Annotated in this window: 20 protein-coding genes; 18 read left to right on the forward strand and 2 right to left on the reverse strand. The window is 29.3% G+C overall.

Annotation, left to right across the window (positions count from 1 at the left end):
- Positions 1-10 precede the first annotated feature (10 nt).
- The 9 genes from L3B98_RS09070 to L3B98_RS09110 all read left to right on the forward strand — a co-directional run bounded on the left by L3B98_RS09070 (position 11) and on the right by L3B98_RS09110 (position 5800).
- Entirely contained in the window at positions 11-631 is a 621-nt protein-coding gene (locus tag L3B98_RS09070) for an HAD-IA family hydrolase (RefSeq protein ID WP_238916388.1), read from the forward strand.
- 317 nt (positions 632-948) lie between these two features.
- Complete coding sequence (locus L3B98_RS09075) at positions 949-1257, forward strand: WXG100 family type VII secretion target (protein ID WP_238916389.1); 309 nt, start codon at positions 949-951, stop codon at positions 1255-1257.
- A gap of 12 nt (positions 1258-1269) precedes the next feature.
- The gene (locus L3B98_RS09080; RefSeq protein ID WP_238916390.1) at positions 1270-1620 is read left to right on the forward strand and encodes a hypothetical protein; all 351 of its coding nucleotides are present in this window, start codon (positions 1270-1272) and stop codon (positions 1618-1620) included.
- 14 nt (positions 1621-1634) lie between these two features.
- Positions 1635-1955, forward strand: coding sequence for a hypothetical protein (locus L3B98_RS09085; protein ID WP_015392476.1), 321 nt, complete (start codon positions 1635-1637; stop codon positions 1953-1955).
- 4 nt (positions 1956-1959) lie between these two features.
- Positions 1960-3231 carry a hypothetical protein gene (locus L3B98_RS09090; protein ID WP_238916391.1) on the forward strand — a complete coding sequence of 424 codons (1272 nt, stop codon included), beginning with the start codon at positions 1960-1962 and terminating at the stop codon, positions 3229-3231.
- Entirely contained in the window at positions 3222-3962 is a 741-nt protein-coding gene (locus L3B98_RS09095; RefSeq protein ID WP_238916392.1) for a hypothetical protein, read from the forward strand. Before L3B98_RS09090 ends, L3B98_RS09095 begins: the two co-directional genes overlap by 10 nt.
- Complete coding sequence (locus L3B98_RS09100) at positions 3959-4234, forward strand: DUF4176 domain-containing protein (protein ID WP_015392481.1); 276 nt, start codon at positions 3959-3961, stop codon at positions 4232-4234. The genes L3B98_RS09095 and L3B98_RS09100 overlap by 4 nt, the downstream gene beginning before the upstream one ends.
- A 75-nt stretch (positions 4235-4309) precedes the next feature.
- Positions 4310-5020 (forward strand): hypothetical protein, encoded by a 711-nt coding sequence (locus L3B98_RS09105; protein ID WP_238916393.1) that lies wholly within the window; start codon positions 4310-4312, stop codon positions 5018-5020.
- 51 nt (positions 5021-5071) lie between these two features.
- Complete coding sequence (locus L3B98_RS09110) at positions 5072-5800, forward strand: hypothetical protein (RefSeq protein WP_238916394.1); 729 nt, start codon at positions 5072-5074, stop codon at positions 5798-5800.
- Positions 5801-5888: 88 nt separating this feature from the next.
- Here the strand turns inward: L3B98_RS09110 and L3B98_RS09115 are convergent, their stop codons facing one another.
- Complete coding sequence (locus L3B98_RS09115) at positions 5889-6467, reverse strand: sigma-70 family RNA polymerase sigma factor (protein WP_238916395.1); 579 nt, start codon at positions 6465-6467, stop codon at positions 5889-5891.
- Positions 6468-6701: 234 nt separating this feature from the next.
- Here L3B98_RS09115 and metH point away from each other — a divergent pair, with 234 nt between their 5' ends.
- The 6 genes from metH to L3B98_RS09145 all read left to right on the forward strand — a co-directional run bounded on the left by metH (position 6702) and on the right by L3B98_RS09145 (position 15301).
- Positions 6702-10343, forward strand: coding sequence for a methionine synthase (metH, locus tag L3B98_RS09120; protein ID WP_238916396.1), 3642 nt, complete (start codon positions 6702-6704; stop codon positions 10341-10343).
- Between the two features lie 17 nt (positions 10344-10360).
- Complete coding sequence (locus L3B98_RS09125) at positions 10361-10621, forward strand: hypothetical protein (RefSeq protein WP_238916397.1); 261 nt, start codon at positions 10361-10363, stop codon at positions 10619-10621.
- 103 nt (positions 10622-10724) lie between these two features.
- On the forward strand, positions 10725-11771 hold the full coding sequence (locus L3B98_RS09130) for an SH3 domain-containing protein (RefSeq protein ID WP_238916398.1): 1047 nt from the start codon (positions 10725-10727) through the stop codon (positions 11769-11771).
- A gap of 322 nt (positions 11772-12093) precedes the next feature.
- Entirely contained in the window at positions 12094-13452 is a 1359-nt protein-coding gene (locus tag L3B98_RS09135) for an amino acid permease (RefSeq protein ID WP_238916399.1), read from the forward strand.
- Positions 13453-13474: 22 nt separating this feature from the next.
- Positions 13475-15040 (forward strand): DNA mismatch repair protein MutS, encoded by a 1566-nt coding sequence (locus L3B98_RS09140; RefSeq protein WP_238916400.1) that lies wholly within the window; start codon positions 13475-13477, stop codon positions 15038-15040.
- Positions 15041-15106: 66 nt separating this feature from the next.
- Positions 15107-15301, forward strand: a complete 195-nt coding sequence (locus L3B98_RS09145) for a hypothetical protein (protein WP_015392490.1) — start codon at positions 15107-15109, stop codon at positions 15299-15301.
- A 157-nt stretch (positions 15302-15458) separates the two neighbouring features.
- On the opposite strand, the gene treR is transcribed toward L3B98_RS09145, so the two are convergent.
- Complete coding sequence (gene treR, locus L3B98_RS09150; RefSeq protein ID WP_015392491.1) at positions 15459-16178, reverse strand: trehalose operon repressor; 720 nt, start codon at positions 16176-16178, stop codon at positions 15459-15461.
- 406 nt (positions 16179-16584) lie between these two features.
- On the opposite strand from treR, the gene treP reads away from it, so the two are divergent.
- From treP to L3B98_RS09165, 3 genes are all read left to right on the forward strand, one after another.
- Complete coding sequence (gene treP, locus L3B98_RS09155) at positions 16585-18000, forward strand: PTS system trehalose-specific EIIBC component (RefSeq protein ID WP_238916401.1); 1416 nt, start codon at positions 16585-16587, stop codon at positions 17998-18000.
- A gap of 23 nt (positions 18001-18023) precedes the next feature.
- The gene (treC, locus tag L3B98_RS09160; RefSeq protein WP_238916402.1) at positions 18024-19670 is read left to right on the forward strand and encodes an alpha,alpha-phosphotrehalase; all 1647 of its coding nucleotides are present in this window, start codon (positions 18024-18026) and stop codon (positions 19668-19670) included.
- Between the two features lie 265 nt (positions 19671-19935).
- Positions 19936-20346, forward strand: a complete 411-nt coding sequence (locus L3B98_RS09165; protein WP_077362511.1) for a SoxR reducing system RseC family protein — start codon at positions 19936-19938, stop codon at positions 20344-20346.
- Positions 20347-20425: the final 79 nt, after the last annotated feature.

The raw sequence follows: 20425 nt of genomic DNA on the forward strand, positions 1-20425 counted from the left end.
GTGAGTTACTTTGATTAAAGATATAATTTGGGATTTTGATGGGACATTATTTGATACATATCCAGGAACGGTTAATGCATTTATAATTGCTCTAAAAGATAGTGGTATAGAAGAAACAAGTGAAAATGTATTAAATAACCTTAAAATATCTGACAGCTATGCAGTTACATATTTTAAAAAGTTATATGATTTAGATGAGGCTTTCAATGATAAATATAATGCTTATAAAAAAGATATAAAACCAGAAATGATTAGACCATTTCCATTTGCAGAGGAAGTATGTCGGCAGTTTACAGTGTTAGGTGGAAGGAACTATATTATTACACATAGGGGTGAATCAACCTTAAAATTCCTTGAGCATTACAGTATGAGACAACATTTTACAGAAATAGTTACAAAACAGCATGGTTTTAAACGAAAACCTGACCCTGAAGCATTTATATATCTAATTGAAAAGTATCAGATTAATAAAGCCTCAGCAATGGTAATTGGTGATAGAGAATGTGAAATTTTAGGCGGAAAATCAGCAGGAATTAGTACCTGTTTATATAATACTAATAATATAGAGATTAGTACAGAGCCTGATTTTTATATAGAATCTCTGGAAGAAATAATTAATATAATAGACTAAGTTGATATGTGATATTTGACTTATGAATATAATGGAACCAAACATAAAACGAAGTCAAGCAACAAAATTTAAATGAGTTTAAAGGCGATAAACATTTACAAACCAGATGTTTATCGCTTTATTATGTTATGTCGGTTTATGAGGAGTGAAGCTTGGTTTTAATAAAAATAAAAAATTACTTTAAAATAAAGGATGAAATTGATCGGTTATGTTAAAAATTATGTCAATTTGAATATAAATGTATATTATGGTAGAATAATGTTTGCGGGATTTATTATGCCCAAGAAATGTAAATTAATAAATAGGGGAAGTATTATATGTGGGGAGAAGAAGGAACAATTAAATTTGATTACGATTCTGTTCAGAAAGCATACACAGCTATGCATAAAATTTATGATGAAGCAGCTAAAGTTTTAGAAAAATTAGTGCAAGATAGTAAAAATGCTGAGGAAAAAATGAAAGGTCAATATAGAGGCGCTTATAGTGATAAAAGTGAAGATATTTTCAAAGAATTAAAAAAGAGTATTGAAAATATAAACAAGCTTAGTAAAAAAGTAGAAGAAACCTCTAAAGACTTTTTAAAGCAGGATATGATTTTAGCAGATTCATATGGAAAAGCTGAGTAAGGAGAATCGTTTATGTCAGATCATCATAAAGAGAGAATACGAAGAGAAATTCGTGAGTGTAGAGCAGAAGTAGAAAAATATTCTGAATATGAATATGAAATGAGATGCGCAGAAGATTACTGTAAACAAGCAGGAAATGGAATAAGCTTATTAATGAGTGAACAATATGAAAATGTTAAGATGCATTGTATTGAAGCAATTGGTGAAGAGGATGATTTACTAAGTGCATTAAAGGTTAAGCACAGTAATTTGCATGATATCAATTTAATGCTTTTGGAAGACATACAAGATGGAATACATGGTATTCAAGAAAAAATAGAAGAACTTAGGGAACGAATCCAAATGTTACTGGAAGAGTTATAGAAGGAGCTAATATTATGGCAGGGATTTTAAGCAGTAATTTTTATATTGATAATTCATCACTAGATAGCCTTAAAGATAGCTATAATACTTCAATAAAAAGTTTAACTGATTTGTATTTTGATTTTGAAAATGAAGTAAACAATTTAGAAAGTAATGAATTATGGAAAGGTGAAAGTTTCGATAAATTTAAAGAGAACTTTGATAGCTGGAAAATGGAGTATTTAAAAAGTTTAAGCGAAGTAGTTGAATTGAAGGAATTTATAGAAGAGGTAAAGGCAACTTCTGAAGCATTAATTAATCAAAGGGACAATTTGAAAACTTCATTGGAGGTATAAATATATGTCAAAAGACGTTTTTATGGCTAATTACAGTGAGTGTAGGGACACAAATAGAGAAATTGAAAGTAATCTTAATTATATTGAAGAGATTCTAGCAAGGTTAAGAAAAATGGACAATTGTGTTCAAAAAGTAAATGTGCCATCAAATGTATGGAATAGTGGAAATTATGAAAGTGATTATTCAACAATGAAAAGATACTTAAATGATGAAACCACAAGGTATAATAATTTTCATAAAGCATTTGATGGATTTCATACACCACTTGAAAAGATAGATGCAGGTTTAAAATCAAGGTTAGAAAATTCGCTGAATTTTATAGAAGAAAATAAAGAATATGGAATTTATGTATCTGTTATTAAGGGAAGCCAGATAGATGAGCTAGAAAATGGTATTTATAATGAACTTATAAGCAGAGGTGTAAGTAAAGAAGAGGCTATAAAACTTTCAGCTCTTACAAACGAGAATACACAAAATTTACTAAAAGAATTATTGGCACTAGATGAAAGTGAGCTGCAAAGTAAGATAGATGAAATAAAGCATAAAACCAAACAAAGTCCAAGTGAATTAGTGCTTTTAGATATTTTAAGCTTAAATCAGCCAAATACTTATAGTGATACATTAAAAGATTTAGCAAAAGAATTTGCTAGAGGAGGATTTACAGGAGTTCTGCAGAGCGGTATGCTTGGGAAAGCTCTTGATAAATATAATCTTGATATAAAATCCTTATCAGGAGAAATTAATAAACTGGATAGGGAGATTATTTCGAGTCAGTTGGGGGCAAAAAAGATTAATCTTAAAACAGAAGCTATGGATCAGTTAAAGGCAATTAGAGATTCTAAATTATCAAAAGTAAGTAAATTTGAAACAACACTAGGAAATATGGCTACAATTAGCAAATGGTTAGGAAAAGCTAGTACAGCGTATAATATTGGAAAAATAGGTTACACAGAGTGGAAGAATGTTACTGAAAATGGCGCTGAATTTAATGATGCTGTTGTTGATGCAGGGATTGAATGGGGAAGTGTGGCATTTAGTGCATATGCAGGTGGAAAAATAGGAGGAGCAGTTGGAACCGCAATGGGTCCTGGTGTAGGTACAGCAATAGGAGTAGGAGCAGGTTTTGCTGGTGGGGCTGCAGGCGGATTCTTATATGGAACTCTTGTTAAACCAACTTTAAATACTGCGTACAAGGATGTTGTAAAGCCAACTAGAGAATGGATTGTTGAAAAGGAAAATAATGTTAAGGATTGGTGGGATTCATTATGGTGGTAAAGAATATTTTCCCAAAAGTTAATTATCCCGATGATAAAAATGATATTAAACATATTATAAAGGAATATGATAAGGTTCTAGAATATAAGTTATATGGATCAGTGTTAAAAAATCAAAAATCTGGAGGATATATTATACAATTAATTGTGGCAATGGCTATAATTTATATTTTTAAGTGTTCCTGGATCTCTTTTTGGATAAGATCTTTGTATTTTATTCCTTTGATTATTTCAATTGTATATAATATTTGGATAGCAATAAAAGCTAAGAAGAACAATTTTAATGAAGAAAAAATGTTATATAAATTTAAAATGTCTGAAATAATATTGATAATTGCATTAATTTACGGAGGAACATTTTGTTATGAGACAGTGATATTTGACAAATGGGATAATAAAAATTACTTTGTCTATTTTAGTATATTAGTTTTATTTTCAGTATTAACTTTTATGAAATTTAGAGTAGAAGCACCAAAAAAGTTTATTAAGCAATATCAATATACAGATAATAAAATTAATTCATATAATATGATAATAATTCCAATTGTGCAATTATTAGTGAGTATAGCATATTTTGAAAAACCGTATTTTTTACTTTTAATAGGATCTTCTGTTTTTTTAGTGTTTTTTTTAGGAGTGATTTCATATACATTTTTTGAATATGAACAGTATGACAAAATACAAGAATTAAAAAAAGAAATTAATTATATACCTAAGGAGAGAAAGAAATGAATAGATTGTTACCGGTAGGTAGTGTAGTAATGCTGGATTTAGATATAAAAGAAAAAGTAATGATTATAGGGCGACTTATGAAAATGACAGAAGAGGATGGTACAATTTGGGATTATTGTGGATGTATAATTCCCCAGGGATTACAAAACCCTGAACAAATTAGGCTATTTAATCACAAAGATATAAGAAGGCTTCTTTTTGTTGGATATCAGGATGAAGAAGAATTAGGATATTCACTAGCACTTTCAGAAGAGAAAGAAAAGAATAAATAGAAGTATGTAATTTGTAACAAAGCATTATACTAAAACTAGGATTTGCATTAATAGAGGAATACAGGTACTAATATTATGAAGAAAATAGTGATAATAAGTTTTTTAACAATAAGTTTATTTTTAAATGGGTGCAGTTCATTTTCTCAAAAACCATCTAGTAATTTAAAGGAAAATACGGAAAGTGTTTCAGAAGAAAATAATAAAAAAGAATTAAAGTTAAAAGGGATGGTAGTAGAACGGACAGAAGATGAATTTGTATTTGCGGCTATATCTGAGTCGGGTATGAATACATATATGTTTAAATCACCTGAAGATGATAAAAGAAGATTAAGTAAACTAAGAAAAGGAGATGAGATAATCGTAGAAGGGACTGTTGATGGAACTAGTACAGAAGGGAAAATCACATTTTATCTGAAAAAACTTGAAATAGACACGAAAAAATCATATAAAAATGAAGAGGAGTCAGAAAAATATAGACAAGAAAGTCTAGTAGCATATGCTGATTTAATAAAAGAAATAGAAGATGAATATCAAAATATTAAAGTTAGTTATATAGTAGGGAAAAATCAGAAAAAGATTATGTCAATTGAAATGCAGCAACTTTTAAATCAAGAGTTGACATTAGAAGAAATCGAAAAATTAACAGTTGAAAAGGAAATTAGACTTAAAGATGATAATATACATATAATACTAATATCTGTTAAAGAAAAAGATAAAGATGTTAGAATTATCTCGTTTTCATTAGAAAATGGGATATATGTTAAGATATTGGATCAATTTACATAGAGTTACTAAAGCTAGAAGATTTTTTATGTAAATTACAAAAGAGGATAAAGAATGGGTGAGATTATGTTAATAAAGCATGTTTTTCAAAAAGTGGATTATCCAAGAGATAGAAAAAGTATAGAACATATTATAAAAGAATATGATAAAAATTTAAATCATTTATTAGTGGTAAAAGAATCAAATAAGCTAGGAAAATATGTGTTATATATTATGAGTATTTTAATAATATTTTATGTTTTCAATTGTTCATGGGTTTCAATTTTTGTTAGACTTCTATATATAATCCCTTGTGCATTAATAATAATTTGTAATTCAATTTTGATTTTACAAATAAAAAAACATAAAGAAAATAAAAAACTTCAATATAAATATAAAGTTTTCGAGCTTATATTTATTAGCATGTTTATTTATATTGGTACATTTTTTATTGAAAGTATTCTTTTTAGTAGAAAATGGGGAGATGAAAATTATTTGGAGTGGTTCTATGTTTTAGTAATATTATGTATAGTAACTTTTTTAATGGCAAGGGTTAATGCTCCTAAAAAATTTATAAAAAAGTTTCAATATCAAGAAAATAAATTATATACTCCAAGTTCGATTTTGACAAGTATTACATCGTTACTTATTTGTATATCATATTATAATAAACCATATTATCTTGTATTAATAGTTTCGTATATTATTTTGATTTTAATGTCTGGCTTAGTAACGTATATCTTTTTTGTTTATAGACAATATGACAACATCCAGAAACTAAAAAATGCTGATTACAAATTTTAAAGTTTATTTGTAAGCAGCATTTTTTATGAACACATAATAAGGTATTGTAAGACTTGTTTGTATCAAGATAACCATTAATCTAATAAAACTATTTTAATAGTAATGGAGAAATAAAATTAAAAATCTTTTTTAAAGTGAGTTTTTTCTTTAGAATAGCAGTGGAATAGCACATGCTTTTTTGACTTGCATATTTTTGGAGGGTATTGTTTTTAAAGAATACAAAATCAACAAGCTCCATTTCATCTTTTGTTAAATTTTTTAGAGCTAGTTTTAAATCTTCATAATCACATTTCTCACAGAGGAGATCTTCTAAAGATATGTCCTCAGAAGGCAGTTCTTTTTCAAAGTCATCACAAAAGCTTAATGTTTCATAACCGTTTATAAAGCTCTTAGATTTAATCTTTCTTATTAAATCATTCACGTTATTCTTTATAGCATTAGTGGCATAGGCAACAAATCTGTGTTTCTCAAGATTGTACACGGAGACGCATTTGAACAGTGAGTGATAACATTCATTTTGGATATCATAAAAGTCATATCCATCAATGAAGGTTCTTTTAGAAATATTAAGAATTAAAGGTCTAAATTCCGAAGCTAATTTTTCTTTTGATAGCTCATCATTGTTTTTGCATTTGATTACTAAAGTTTCAACATAATCAAAATCCATAGAAATCCTCCTTTTTGGTTCAGTTACGAGTTATAATTCACAAATATTGTCAAAAATGTTAATATTATAAGTATATATAGTATATATGGTTTAGTTTGGATGTAATATAATAAAATTTAAAAAAGTAAAAAATATTAAAATCAATGGATTATCTTTAATAAATCATTTAAAATTGATATTAATCACAATAAAAATAAAATAAGCAATATATGAACTACTTGGGGAGGAAACTTAATGAAATCAAAATTAATAGATCTTTTAAATAAGAGAATTTTAGTCTTAGATGGGGCTATGGGAACTTGTATTCAAAATTATAAATTAGAGGAAAAAGATTTTAGAGGGGACTTGAAATTTTCTTGTAATCAAAAAGGAAATAACGATATTTTAAATATTACTAATCCAAAAATAATAAGAGAAATTCATGAGGCTTATTTAGAAGCTGGGGCAGATATAATTGAAACTAATACTTTTAATAGTACGAGTATATCGCAAAAAGATTATGAAATGGAAAATAAAATATATGAACTTAACTTTGAAGGGGCTATGCTTGCTAGAGGAGCTGCTGATAAATTTACAGCAGAAAATTCAGATAAGCCTCGTTTTGTAGCAGGGTCTCTTGGGCCTACAAATAAGACTGCGTCTTTATCTCCTGATGTTGAAAATCCAGGGTATAGAAATATAAGTTTTGATGAATTGGTAGAAGCTTATAAAGAGCAGACAGAAGGTCTTTTAGATGGAGGCGTAGATTTAATTCTTATAGAAACAGTTTTTGATGCCTTAAATGCCAGGGCGGCACTTATGGGAGCAAAGGCTGCATTTTTAGAAAAAGGTAAGAATTTACCTATAATCATATCTGGGACTATAGCTGATAAAAGTGGAAGAATTCTTTCAGGTCAAACTTTAGAAGCTTTTGCAAATACTATGGTAGATGAAAGCATAATTGCCATAGGTTTAAATTGTTCCTTTGGTGCAAAGGATTTAATACCTTTTGTAAAATATTTATCAAAAACACAAAATAGATTTATAAGCATTTATCCAAATGCAGGTCTTCCAAATTCCTTTGGGGAATATGATGAGAAACCTGAAGAAACAGCTGCTTTAATAGAAGCTTTAGCAAAAGATGAATGTATTAATATTGTTGGAGGCTGTTGTGGTACAACGCCAGAGCATATAAAAGCAGTTAGTGAAGCTGTAAAAGATAAAAAGCCAAGAAAGATGCCTGAGATTGAAAGGGAAACAGTTTATTGTGGGTTAGAAGCCTTTAGAGCTAATAAGGAAAATAATTTTATTAATATAGGTGAAAGAACTAATGTTGCTGGTTCAGCAAAATTTGCAAGATTAATTAGAGAAAAAAACTATGAAGAAGCTTTAGCAATAGCTAAAGATCAAGTTGAAAATGGAGCTCAAGTAATAGATATAAATTTTGATGATGCTCTCTTAGATGCTAAAGAAGAAATGGATAATTTCCTAAAGCTTTTAGCAAGTGAGCCTGAAATCTCAAAAGTTCCAGTAATGATCGATTCTTCTAAGTTTGAAGTTCTTGTAACTGGACTTAAAGCTTTGCAGGGAAAGCCTATAGTTAATTCTATAAGTCTTAAAGTAGGGGAAGAAGAGTTTAAAAGACAGGCGTCTATTATAAAAGCCTTTGGAGCAGCGGTTGTAGTTATGGCTTTTGATGAAAATGGGCAGGCAGATACCTATGAGAAAAAAATAAGTATATGCAAAAGAGCTTATGACCTTTTGGTAAAGGAAGTTAAATTCCCTCCAGAAAATATAGTTTTTGATCCAAATATCCTAACAATTGCGACAGGTATTGAAGAGCATAATAATTATGCCGTGGATTTTATTAATGCTACAAAATGGATAAAGGAAAACTTACCTTATGCAAAAGTAAGTGGTGGTGTAAGTAATCTTTCCTTTGCCTTTAGAGGAAACAATGTAATAAGAGAAGCTATGCATTCAGTGTTTTTATATCATGCAATTAAAGCTGGAATGGATATGGGGATTGTTAACCCAGGAATGATACAAATCTATGATGAAATAGATAAAGGATTATTAGAAAAAGTTGAAGCAGTTATTTTTAATAAAAGTGAACATGCAGCAGATGAACTTTTAGAATTTGCAGCAAGCTTCAATAAAGTTGACAATAAAACAGAAGAAAATAAAGAAGCTTGGAGAAATGAAGACGTCAAAGAAAGATTAAAACTTGCTTTAGTAAAAGGTATAGATAAATATATTAAAGAAGATGTAGAAGAAGTAAGAGTAGAATATATCAAATCCATAGAAGTAATAGAAGGACCTCTTATGGATGGTATGAATGAAGTAGGTAAGCTTTTTGGTGATGGAAAGATGTTTTTACCTCAAGTAGTTAAAAGTGCTAGGGTAATGAAAAAAGCTGTTGAAGTTTTAATGCCATATTTAGAAGAAGAAAAAAGCAGCAGTGGAAGTATTAGTGCAGGAAAAGTAGTATTTGCAACAGTAAAGGGAGATGTTCATGATATAGGAAAAAATATTGTATCAGTGGTGCTTTCTTGCAATAACTTTGAAGTAATTGATCTTGGAGTGATGGTTCCAGCAGAAGTTATTTTAGAAACAGCCAAGAAAGAAAATGCAGATATTATTGCTTTAAGTGGGCTTATAACTCCATCTTTAGAAGAAATGGCTAATGTAGCTGAAGAAATGGAAAAGCAAGGCTTTAAAATTCCACTTATGGTTGGAGGAGCTACAACTTCAAAGGCTCATACAGCAATTAAAATTGCTCCTAAATATTCAGGTGGTGTAATTCATACAATGGATGCTTCAAAAGCTGTTGAAGCAGCTAAATTTCTTTTAAATAATGATAAAAAGGCTGATTATCTTAAAGGCGTGGAAGCTGAATATGAAGCAATTAGGGAACTATTCAATAAAGTTCCAAGAAAATTTGTACCATTAGATTATGCAAGGAAAAACAACTTTAAGCAAGAATGGGCTGAGGTGCAAATAGATAAACCTAAAAATTTAGGTATAAAGAAATATCTTGATTTTCCTATAGGAAAGTTAAGAAAGTATATAGATTGGAGCTTCTTCTTTATTGGTTGGGACATGGGAATTCCATATCCACAAATCCTTGAAGACTCCAAATATGGAGAAGAAGCAAAAAAATTATTAGCTGATGCTGAGGAAATGCTTGATAAAATTGAAAAGGAAAATATCTTAAAGGCAAATGCAGTCTTTGGTATCTTTGAAGCAAATTCTATAGGCGATGATATTGAAGTTTATAATGGCTCAGAAGTAATTAAATTTAATCTTCTTAGACAGCAGGAGGAGAGAAAAGATAACACTTATATGTGTCTATCAGACTTCGTAGCACCTAAGGCTTTTGGAATAAAGGATTATATAGGTGGTTTTATTACTACGGGAGGAATAGGTGCAAAGGAATACGCAGATAAACTTAAAGTTTCTGGAGATGATTATGGAGCAACAATGGTTATTTTGCTTGCAGATAGGCTTGCTGAAGCTTTTGCAGAATATATTCACCTTGAAGTAAGAAGAGAATTTTGGGGTTATTCACCAGAAGAGAATTTATCCCTTGAGGACATATTTAAAGGAAAATATAGAGGAATTAGACCTGCAATTGGGTACCCTTCCTTAAGAGATCATTCAGAAAAGGTTAAATTGTTCAATTTGCTTGATAAAACTGGTGAACTTAAAGTAGAGCTTACAGAAACCTACATGATGTCACCAACTGCAAGTACTTGTGGTTTATATTTTGGAAATAAAGCTGCCAAGTATTTTGATATTAATAAAGTGGATAATGATCAGTTTGAGGATTATGCAGAAAGAAATGGCAGAGATATAAAGGAACTTAGAAAATTAATGTATACACTTATAGATTAAGAAAAGGAGAATTCAGTATGATTTTAGTTAATTGTGCTTGGAAACAAGAGGATATTATTAAACACGTTGAAAATATAGTTGTTGATAATGAAAAAGCTTTTAAACTAGTCAAGGTTGAAGGGATTAGAATACTATTTGATACTCAGGTAGAAGATATGAAAAGCATAAAATTAATAAAGGCAGCAATAAAAAATATTAAGGGTTATCAGGCCTTGGCTGTAGATGTTGTGCCTGTTGTTAATAACAGTATGTTTGAAGGATATACAAAATTGTTATAAAAACTGATTATATAAAGTATATTAAAACCTTGAAATGAGATTGTATGACAATTAAATGATTATGTGGTAAAATATAGAATATACTTATATAAGGAGGAATTAGATGTATAATAAAAAAATGAAATTATTAGGTTTATTAAGCTCCTTGGCTGTTGTAGGAAGCCTTACATTAGGAACAGTTAGTGCAAATGCAGCTACAGTTGCTCAAAGCCAAAGTGAAACATATTCTTATAATAAAAAAGCATATGTAAATAATCCAGAACTTCAATTTGATTTAAAAGTAAGAACTTCTCCAGATTTAAATGGAGAGGCAGATGGATATTTATATAATTTTGAAGATGTTAAAATATTAGGTAGCGTAGTAGCTAATGGAACCTTATGGGATAAGATTTCATATAAGAATGGCATAGCATATGTAAGTGATGCATACATAATGCATTATAATTCACCATCAGATAATGTTGTTGCTATAGCAAGAAACATTACTAAGCAATTTGAAGTTGGAAATGCAAATCAAATTGCAGGAAATTTTGATGGACAAGGTTTATCCTTAGGATATCTTCAATGGTGTATAGGACAGGGTACCTTACAGCCACTGCTTAATAGAATGGATAGAGAATATAATGCTGAAATGAAAAGTATTTTTGGAGCTAATTATGATAGTATACATAATATGATCCTTGATACAAAGGAAAATCAACTTGCATGGGCAAAAGCTATTAATACTTTTGACAATAAAATTATGGAACCTTGGTATTCACAGTTTGTAAATTTATATAATAACCAAGATTTTATTAATATTGAAGCAGATGCTACAGCTTACAAAGTTGGACAAGCTATGATTATTTGTGATAAGTATAATTTAAAAACTGTAAGAGGTTTTGTACTTGCCTTTGATATAGCCGTTCAAAATGGAAGTGTTAGTGCAGAGGCTGCAAAAGTTGTTGATACAGCTTTAGCGCAAAATCCAAATATGAATGAGAAAGATTTATTAAAGGTTATAGCAAATGCTGTGGCAGATACAGCAGTTACAAATGCCAACGATATTCGTTTAAGAAAAATGGCTATTGTTAATGGAAATGGAATTGTTCATGGTTTCTCTCTTGATTTAGATAGAAATTATGGATTAAGTGATATAAGCTGGAGATAGAAAAGTAATATATTCAAGTGTAGAGTTTTAGTGAAATTTCCTAAAACTCTACACTTTTAATTTTGGTAAAGATTAATTTACTAAATAGTATTGTTTATATTTTATAGATTTCTATATATTGCGACAAAATAGTATTTAATTATGATGAAAATAAAGAAAACATTGCAAATTTGTTAAAATTGTATTAGTATGAAACAGTGAAAATTAAAATTTTAATGATTATGACAATAGAAGAATTTGTTTAATAATTCATTTGATTACAAAATACTTGCAGGGAGAAAGCATTTTTATTAATGCTTTTTGACTAAGGTGGAGGGATAAAATGGAACAATCAACATCAGAAAAACAAGACTTATCGAGAGGGTTAAAAAATCGGCATGTACAGTTGCTTGCCATTGGAGGTGCAATTGGTACTGGATTATTCCTTGGTTCAGGTAGGTCTATTCACTTGGCAGGACCATCTATTTTATTTTCATATATTATTACTGGAATAATTTGTTTCTTTATTATGCGTGCTCTTGGAGAATTATTGCTTACTAATTTAAACTATCATTCCTTTGTGGATTTTGTATATGATTATTTAGGAAGCGGAGCTGCCTTCATTACTGGATGGACTTATTGGTTTTGCTGGGTTTCAGTTGCCATGGCGGATGTAACGGCAGCAGGCCTATATATACAATACTGGTTTCCAAGTATACCACAGTGGGTACCAAGTCTTATAGTACTTGTTGTTTTATTAATTATGAATCTGACAGCTGTTAAGTTGTTCGGTGAAATGGAATTTTGGTTTGCTTTAATTAAAGTAGTTGCAATATTAGCGTTAATTATTATTGGAACTTTTATGATTATTAAAGGATTTTCAACAGATACAGGTGTATCTAGCTTTTCAAATCTTTGGAGTCATGGAGGCTGGTTTCCAAATGGAATTAGTGGTTTTATACTTTCTTTCCAAATGGTTGTGTTTGCTTTTGCAGGTATAGAATTAGTTGGATTAACAGCTGGTGAAACTGAAAATCCAGAAAGTGTTATTCCTAAGGCTATTAACAATATTCCAATTAGAATTATTATTTTCTATATTGGAGCTCTTGCAGTAATTATGAGCATATACCCTTGGAATTCAATTAATCCAGATAAAAGTCCTTTTGTACAAGTTTTTGCAGCAGTTGGAATTGCAGCAGCAGCTAGCATAGTGAATTTTGTTGTATTAACCTCAGCGGCATCTGCTTGTAATAGTGGTATTTTCAGCACAAGCCGTATGATTTTTTCTTTGGCTAAAGAAAATAACGCACCAGAGTCAATGAAAAAACTAACAAATAATAAAGTCCCTGCAAATGCTACCGTATTCTCAGCAGCTGTAATATTGATTTCAATTATTTTGAACTATGTTATGCCTGAAGGTGTATTTGTATTGATTACAAGTATATCAACCTTTTGCTTTATATTTATTTGGGCAATAATAATTATCTGCCATTTAAAATACCGTAAAGCTAATCCGGAACTTGCAGCTAAAAGTAAATTTAAAATGCCTTTGTATCCAATAATAAACTATGTAATTCTAACATTTTTTGCTTTTGTTATAATTGTTTTGGCATTTAATGAAGAAACACGTATTGCATTATTTGTAACACCTGTGTGGTTTATAGTGCTTGGTATTATTTATAAGGTAGTAAAATCAAAATAGAAAAGAAGGGAAGCACAAGTAAATGAATTTTAGTGTGAGCAAAGATTATATACAAAAGGAACTTGTAGCTACTAAGGATAAAAGAAGAAGTATATCCAAAATAAAAACTTTATTTAATTTAAGAGAAAAAAATGAATTTACCCTAGATGATCAAACTTGGGACGATTTACAAATGGATGAGGTCTTTTGTGAGCTTGATAGGACCTATTCTGCAGAAGGCGAAGCTGCATTATATACTATGCTTAGAAACCCAATTATGGATGAAGAAGAATTAAAAGTTAGAGGTAAATTAATAAATATATTTAAAGAAAACATAAATTTAACAGTAGATTTACGAAGAATATTTTATGATATGATTTATGATAAAAAAAATAGATTGATAGATATGATGGAGAGCTTAGTACCTGCTCAAAAATTTAAATACTTTCTTTATTCTTTTTTAGGAATTCTACCAATTTTGATTGTAGCAGCTGTTATTATTTTTAAATCACCAGAATTAATGATGTTGTTAATGATGGATATATTACTAACAATACAGATACACATTAAAGAAAAAGATAATATTAATTCAATTGGATTGACTGATTTAAGAGATTTGATAAATGCTGGCAAAAGAATATCACAAATCAACAATAATGAAATTGAAGCCTATAATATTAGAATAAATGAATTGCTGAAAAAAGTTAAATCTATTGATAATGCTACATATTTGATTAAAATTATAAATTCTTTTGGCGGATTGCTTGAAATGTGTTCAATTCCATTTTTGTTAGAGGAAATTACATATTACAAAGTTAATGAAGAATTGATGTTAAAAAAGGATATGCTCCTTGAGCTATACTATTTAGTTGGTGAGCTTGATGCGTTAATTTCAATTTCAATTTATGAAAATAATAATAAAGATAATTGTAGTACACCAAAGTTTATAGAAGAGATTTCATTGAAAATAAAAGATGGAATTCATCCTCTTCTTAAGGAACCAGTTGCAAATTCAATTAATATTTGCAGAAAAGGGATTGTTTTAACTGGGACAAATATGTCAGGAAAATCCACATTTTTAAGAATGGTAAGTACTAATATACTCTTAGCTCAAACCTTTAATTTTGCCTTAGCTAAGGAATATGAAGGGTGCTTTTTGAATATAGTTTCCTCAATAAGCCCTAAAGATGATATAACTAATGGAAAAAGTTATTATATGGCAGAAGCAGAATCAATTTTAAGAATAATAAAAGCTTCTGAACAAGAAATACCAGTTTTTTGTCCAATAGATGAAATTTTTAGAGGGACAAATCCCCTTGAAAGAATTTCTTCTTCTGCTGAAATTCTTAATTATATTAATAAAGGAAGAGCAATTTGTATAGTGGCAACTCATGATAGGGAACTTTCGGATATGCTTAAGGAAAATTATGATTTCTACCATTTTAGTGAAGAGGTAGATAATGAAAATGGATTGAAATTTGATTATAAGCTTAAAAGAGGAGTATCTAAAACAAGAAATGCAATTAGGCTTTTAGAATATATTGGCTATCCTAAAGAAATAGTAGAAAAATCCTACAAGAGAATTGAAGGAATGGAAGGATATATTTAAATATACACAATTTCATCAAAAGGTAAATAAAATAATATGTGAGTTAATAATTTGATGAGGTAACAAATGTATCTAATAAGAATATATCTTACAAATGGAGTGATAATTGATTTAAACTGCGAACAATACGAGGTGTCCCAAAGTAGGACTACTGGAGAGGTATCTGGTTATTGTTTTAAAAATGCAAATAAGTGTATTGCCTTTTTAGATAAAACTCAAATTATAGCAGTTACAGGAGAAAAAATACAAGCACAAACATAAATGAATACAATATGATTTTTTATCGCAAATTCAAGGTGATTTGAATTTGCGATATTTTTATTCTATAAATTATAATCAAGCAAAATCAGTGGATAACTTTTGAATTAGCAGAAACACACAGTCAGCGAATTAGATAGAATTATTACATATAAGAATTTTACTCTGTTTTCCTAGTTGATGATGACTCTACAAATACAAACTTATCAGGTCTATGACGAGATTCAGTATACTCAAAAAGCTTGCCAGAATCAGTATAAGCATAGGTTTTAACTATTACGACACAATCATAGGTTCCTAAATCTAAGTAGCGCTTATCTAATTCTGTTGCATGTTCAACAACAATAATTTTTTTAGATGCAAGAATTTTAGTATGTAAATCTTTTTCTAAGTATTCATAAATTGATTTTTGCGCTATTTCGATAGTTAAATCTTTAGCTACTTCTGCAGTAAAATAATTAATATCAAGAATTATAGGTTCATTATCAAGGAATCTTATTCTATGAAGATGATATACTTCAGTATCAGGCTTTAGTGCAGTTTTTTTTGATAAGTGCTCATCTATGATTAATTTAGAAAAATTTACGACACTGGTGGTGAATTTCTTTTTTAATTTTAATTCTTGAAGTCCTAATAAATTTCCAATAGGAAGTTCTATGGATTCTCTGCTATCTAATATTATGACACCTTTACCTTTAACACTTTTTACATAGCCATCCTTGCTTAATTCAGCAATAGCTCTTCTGACAGTATTTCTGCTACAACTAAAGGTATCAATTAATTCCATCTCGGTAGGAAGCATCATAGAAGCATCATATTTACCATTATTAATATTATCTTTTAAGGCATGATATATATCTTTAAATTTTACATTGGGCAAAATAAACACTCCTCCAAAATATGTCTAAATAATTATGTTTAGTTTTATTATACTTCACTTTTGAAAATAATAAAAAGTATTTATTAAAAAAACTTGATTTGTATTTATAATATGAACAAATTTTGACGATTATCAATATTTGTTTAAACATATTCATAATAGAATTGATATGGAAAAATAGCTAATATACGAGGATACATAGAATTACTTGAAATTTGTTTAAACAAATTTTCAAAAATATATTGACGATATGTTCAAAATAGAATATTATGAGTATGTAAACATTTAAAAAAGAAATTTAGTATAAATATCTAAGTTCTAAAAATACTAAATGTTTGTTCAATTGAACTTATACTAAGCAGATCTGTATTAATTTTAAAACGAAATTTATTTGGAGGTATTATTAATGGGTAAATTTGAAAATGACTCTAAAGAATTATTGAAGTATGTTGGTGGAAAAGAAAACATATCAGCAGTTACACATTGTGTTACAAGAATGAGATTTGTATTAAATGATCCAAGCAAAGCAGATAAAGAAGCTATCGAAAAATTAAAAAGTGTTAAAGGTACATTTACTCAAGCAGGTCAATTTCAAGTGGTAATAGGAAATGAAGTGTCGGTATTTTACAATGATTTTATTAAAGTTTCAGGAATTGATGGTGTAAGCAAAGATGAAGTTAAAAATGTTGCCAAAAATAATATGACTTTTATTCAAAAGTTAATGGCTAATATAGCAGAAATATTTTCCCCACTTATTCCAGCTATCATTGTTGGAGGTTTGATTTTAGGTTTTAGAAATATTATTGGAGATATGAAGCTACTTGAAGGTGGGACAAAGTCCTTAGTTGAAGTATCACAATTTTGGGCTGGAACAAATAGTTTCTTATGGTTAATTGGAGAAGCTATATTTCACTTTTTACCAGTGGGCATAACATGGTCTATAACAAAGAAAATGGGAACAACTCAAATTCTTGGTATAGTACTAGGTATAACTTTAGTTTCACCTCAACTTTTAAATGCATATGCAGTAGCAGGTACACCAGTAGATAAAATTCCTTTCTGGAATTTTGGATTTGCACAGGTTAAAATGATTGGATATCAAGCGCAAGTCATTCCAGCAATCCTAGCAGGTTTCACTTTAGTATTCCTTGAAAGAGGAGCAAGAAAGATAAGTCCAGCATCAATATCCATGATAGTAGTACCATTTTTAGCTTTAGTACCAGCAGTTTTAATTGCACATATAGTAATTGGCCCTATAGGTTGGGTAATTGGTTCAGGTATTTCACAAGTAGTTTATGGTGGACTTACATCATCCTTTGGAGCAGTTTTTGCAGCAATCTTTGGATTCTTATATGCACCACTAGTTATTACAGGGCTTCATCATATGACCAATGCAATAGATCTTCAGCTAATGGCACAATTTAATGGAACCTCTCTTTGGCCAATGATAGCTTTATCAAATATTGCACAAGGTTCAGCTGTACTTGCAATGATATATTTACAAAGAAAAAATGAAGAGGCGCAAGAAATTAATGTACCAGCATGTATTTCAGCTTATCTTGGAGTAACAGAACCAGCAATGTTTGGTGTAAATTTAAAATACAGCTTCCCATTTTTATGTGGAATGACAGGCTCAGCAATTGCAGCAATTATTTCAGTTGGAAGTGGGGTAATGGCAAATTCAATTGGTGTTGGTGGACTTCCAGGAATATTATCAATTAAACCTGCATTTATGATGACATTTGCAATATGCATGGTGGTAGCAATTGTAATTCCTTTTGTACTTACTGTAATTGTTGGTAAGAAAAAAGGGATAAAATAGAGTTAAAGAAAGGGAAATTAATTATGAAGGATTTTAAGAAAAGTACCGTCTATCAAATATATCCTAAATCATTTTATGATACAAATGGTGATGGCGTTGGAGATTTAAATGGAGTAATAGAAAAATTAGATTATTTAAAAAATTTAGGTATAGATTATATATGGCTTACCCCTTTTTATCCTTCACCTCAAGTGGACAATGGTTATGATATAGCAGATTACTATAATATAGATCCAAACTTTGGTACTCTTGAAGATTTTGAGAAATTAGTTGAAGAAGCTAGAAATAGAAATATCTATATAATGCTCGATATGGTCTTAAATCATACGTCGACGGAGCATCAGTGGTTTAAAAAAGCATTGAATGGTGAAGAAAAATATAGAGCATTTTACTTTTTTAAAGAGCCAATAAATAATGCAGAACCAACAAATTGGGAATCTAAATTTGGTGGAAATGCTTGGCAGTATGTTGAAAAGTTTGATGAATATTACTTGCATCTTTTTGATAAGACTCAAGCAGATTTAAATTGGGACAATGAAGAGGTTAGGAAAGAGATTTATTCTATAGTTAACTTTTGGATAAACAAAGGCGTAAAAGGCTTAAGGTTTGATGTTATAAATTTAATATCAAAGCCAGAAAAGTTTGAAAATGATTTTAATGGTGACGGAAGAAGGTTTTATACAGATGGTCCAAGAATTCATGAATATCTTAAGGAACTTAATCAAAACACCTTTGGAAAACATGAAGATATTATAACTGTTGGAGAAATGTCCTCCACATCACTTGAAAATTGTCTGAAATATTCAAAGTCACAAGAAAATGAATTATCAATGGTATTTAATTTTCATCACTTAAAGGTTGATTACAATAACCAAAATAAATGGGAATTGAAAGCATGTGATTTTAAAGCTTTGAAGATGTTATTTAATGAATGGCAGCTAGGTATGGAAGAAGGTTGGAATGCTTTGTTTTGGTGCAACCATGACCAACCACGTATAGTTTCTAGATTTGGAAATGATAGAAAATATCATAAAGAATCTGCTAAAATGCTGGCAACAATGCTTCACTTACTTAGGGGAACACCTTATGTGTATCAAGGTGAAGAAATTGGAATGACTAATGCATATTTTACAAATATTAATCAATATGTTGATGTTGAAAGTTTGAATTATTTCAGAATACTAAAAGAACAAGGAATAGCTGAAGAAGATATATATAAGGTTTTACAAGAGCGTTCAAGAGATAATTCAAGAACACCAATGCAATGGAATAAGTTCTTAAATGCAGGTTTTAGTGATGGAAAACCGTGGCTTAGTGTGAATGACAATTATAATGAAATTAATGTTGAGGATAGTTTAAAGGATAAAAATTCAATATTTTATCATTATAAAAGACTAATTTCTTTAAGAAAGGAATATGATGTTGTAGCTTATGGAAACTATGTCCCTTTATTAAATGAAAATAATAATGTTTTTGCATATAAAAGAGAATATCTCGAGGAGTCTTTAATTGTAATAAATAATTTTTATGAAACAGAAGTAACTGTTGTTCTAGATATTGAAGAATTAGAAAGCTATAAGTGTATTATTACAAATTATGAGGAAAGAAATTTAAAACAAATATTTTCTTTAAAACCATTTGAATCTATAGCATTTTTAAAAATAAATTAATATAGAATATAAGGCTTTATTTATCAAAGGCTGTACACTTTATTTGATATGCTTTTTATAGTAGAAGGTTAAAATTAGAAATCATCTACTATAAAGCGAAGATATTAATTATGGTGCTACAGCCTTTAAAATTTTCTTTTAAGTTGGCAAATAAAGGATTATAATTAAAGGGAACACTAATTATTATATTGAATGTAAGTTTTTGTTATAAAAGGGAGTTGTTTTGTATTGAAAGTAAAACAATTATTGAGGAGTTTGATGAATAATGAAAACAGAACAAGGATTAGTAATTGAAGTGAATAAAAATGTTGCCAAAATTAAAGTTGGAAGACATAGTGAGTGCAAAAATTGTGGCGCTTGCCCAGGGAACAATGGTATTATTATTGAAGTAGAAAATAAAATAGGAGCAAAAATTGGACAGAGGGTTGTTTTTGAGGTGAAAGAGACTAATTTTATTACTTCAGTATTTATAGTTTTTGTTTTACCATTGATTGTATTATTTATTGGGGTACTATTAGGAGAAGTCATTGGAAATCTTTTGGGTTTAAATGTATGTTTCTTGCAAATCGCTGGTGGATTTATTTTTGTTGCTGTTGCTATTGGTGGTGTGAAAAAGTTTGATAATTATATTGCAAAAAATCATAAATCAATGCCTCGGATTACTAAAATATTATGAAGTATGATAAAATAGGAGAAGTACCTTTAATAATTAGTTTATTCTGATTAAAGGTTTTCGTATAACAATGGAGAAGATA

This window comes from Clostridium sp. YIM B02555 (assembly GCF_022320955.1).
GTDB lineage: Bacteria > Bacillota > Clostridia > Clostridiales > Clostridiaceae > Clostridium > Clostridium saccharoperbutylacetonicum.

Coding starts and splice junctions, on each gene's coding strand:
- L3B98_RS09075 (WP_238916389.1), top strand. CDS start 949: ATGTGGGGAGAAGAAGGAACAATTAAATTTGATTACGATTCTGTTCAG.
- L3B98_RS09080 (WP_238916390.1), top strand. CDS start 1,270: ATGTCAGATCATCATAAAGAGAGAATACGAAGAGAAATTCGTGAGTGT.
- L3B98_RS09085 (WP_015392476.1), top strand. CDS start 1,635: ATGGCAGGGATTTTAAGCAGTAATTTTTATATTGATAATTCATCACTA.
- L3B98_RS09090 (WP_238916391.1), top strand. CDS start 1,960: ATGTCAAAAGACGTTTTTATGGCTAATTACAGTGAGTGTAGGGACACA.
- L3B98_RS09095 (WP_238916392.1), top strand. CDS start 3,222: ATGGTGGTAAAGAATATTTTCCCAAAAGTTAATTATCCCGATGATAAA.
- L3B98_RS09100 (WP_015392481.1), top strand. CDS start 3,959: ATGAATAGATTGTTACCGGTAGGTAGTGTAGTAATGCTGGATTTAGAT.
- L3B98_RS09105 (WP_238916393.1), top strand. CDS start 4,310: ATGAAGAAAATAGTGATAATAAGTTTTTTAACAATAAGTTTATTTTTA.
- L3B98_RS09110 (WP_238916394.1), top strand. CDS start 5,072: ATGGGTGAGATTATGTTAATAAAGCATGTTTTTCAAAAAGTGGATTAT.
- L3B98_RS09115 (WP_238916395.1), bottom strand. CDS start 6,467: ATGGATTTTGATTATGTTGAAACTTTAGTAATCAAATGCAAAAACAAT.
- metH (WP_238916396.1), top strand. CDS start 6,702: ATGAAATCAAAATTAATAGATCTTTTAAATAAGAGAATTTTAGTCTTA.
- L3B98_RS09125 (WP_238916397.1), top strand. CDS start 10,361: ATGATTTTAGTTAATTGTGCTTGGAAACAAGAGGATATTATTAAACAC.
- L3B98_RS09130 (WP_238916398.1), top strand. CDS start 10,725: ATGTATAATAAAAAAATGAAATTATTAGGTTTATTAAGCTCCTTGGCT.
- L3B98_RS09135 (WP_238916399.1), top strand. CDS start 12,094: ATGGAACAATCAACATCAGAAAAACAAGACTTATCGAGAGGGTTAAAA.
- L3B98_RS09140 (WP_238916400.1), top strand. CDS start 13,475: ATGAATTTTAGTGTGAGCAAAGATTATATACAAAAGGAACTTGTAGCT.
- L3B98_RS09145 (WP_015392490.1), top strand. CDS start 15,107: ATGTATCTAATAAGAATATATCTTACAAATGGAGTGATAATTGATTTA.
- treP (WP_238916401.1), top strand. CDS start 16,585: ATGGGTAAATTTGAAAATGACTCTAAAGAATTATTGAAGTATGTTGGT.
- treC (WP_238916402.1), top strand. CDS start 18,024: ATGAAGGATTTTAAGAAAAGTACCGTCTATCAAATATATCCTAAATCA.
- L3B98_RS09165 (WP_077362511.1), top strand. CDS start 19,936: ATGAAAACAGAACAAGGATTAGTAATTGAAGTGAATAAAAATGTTGCC.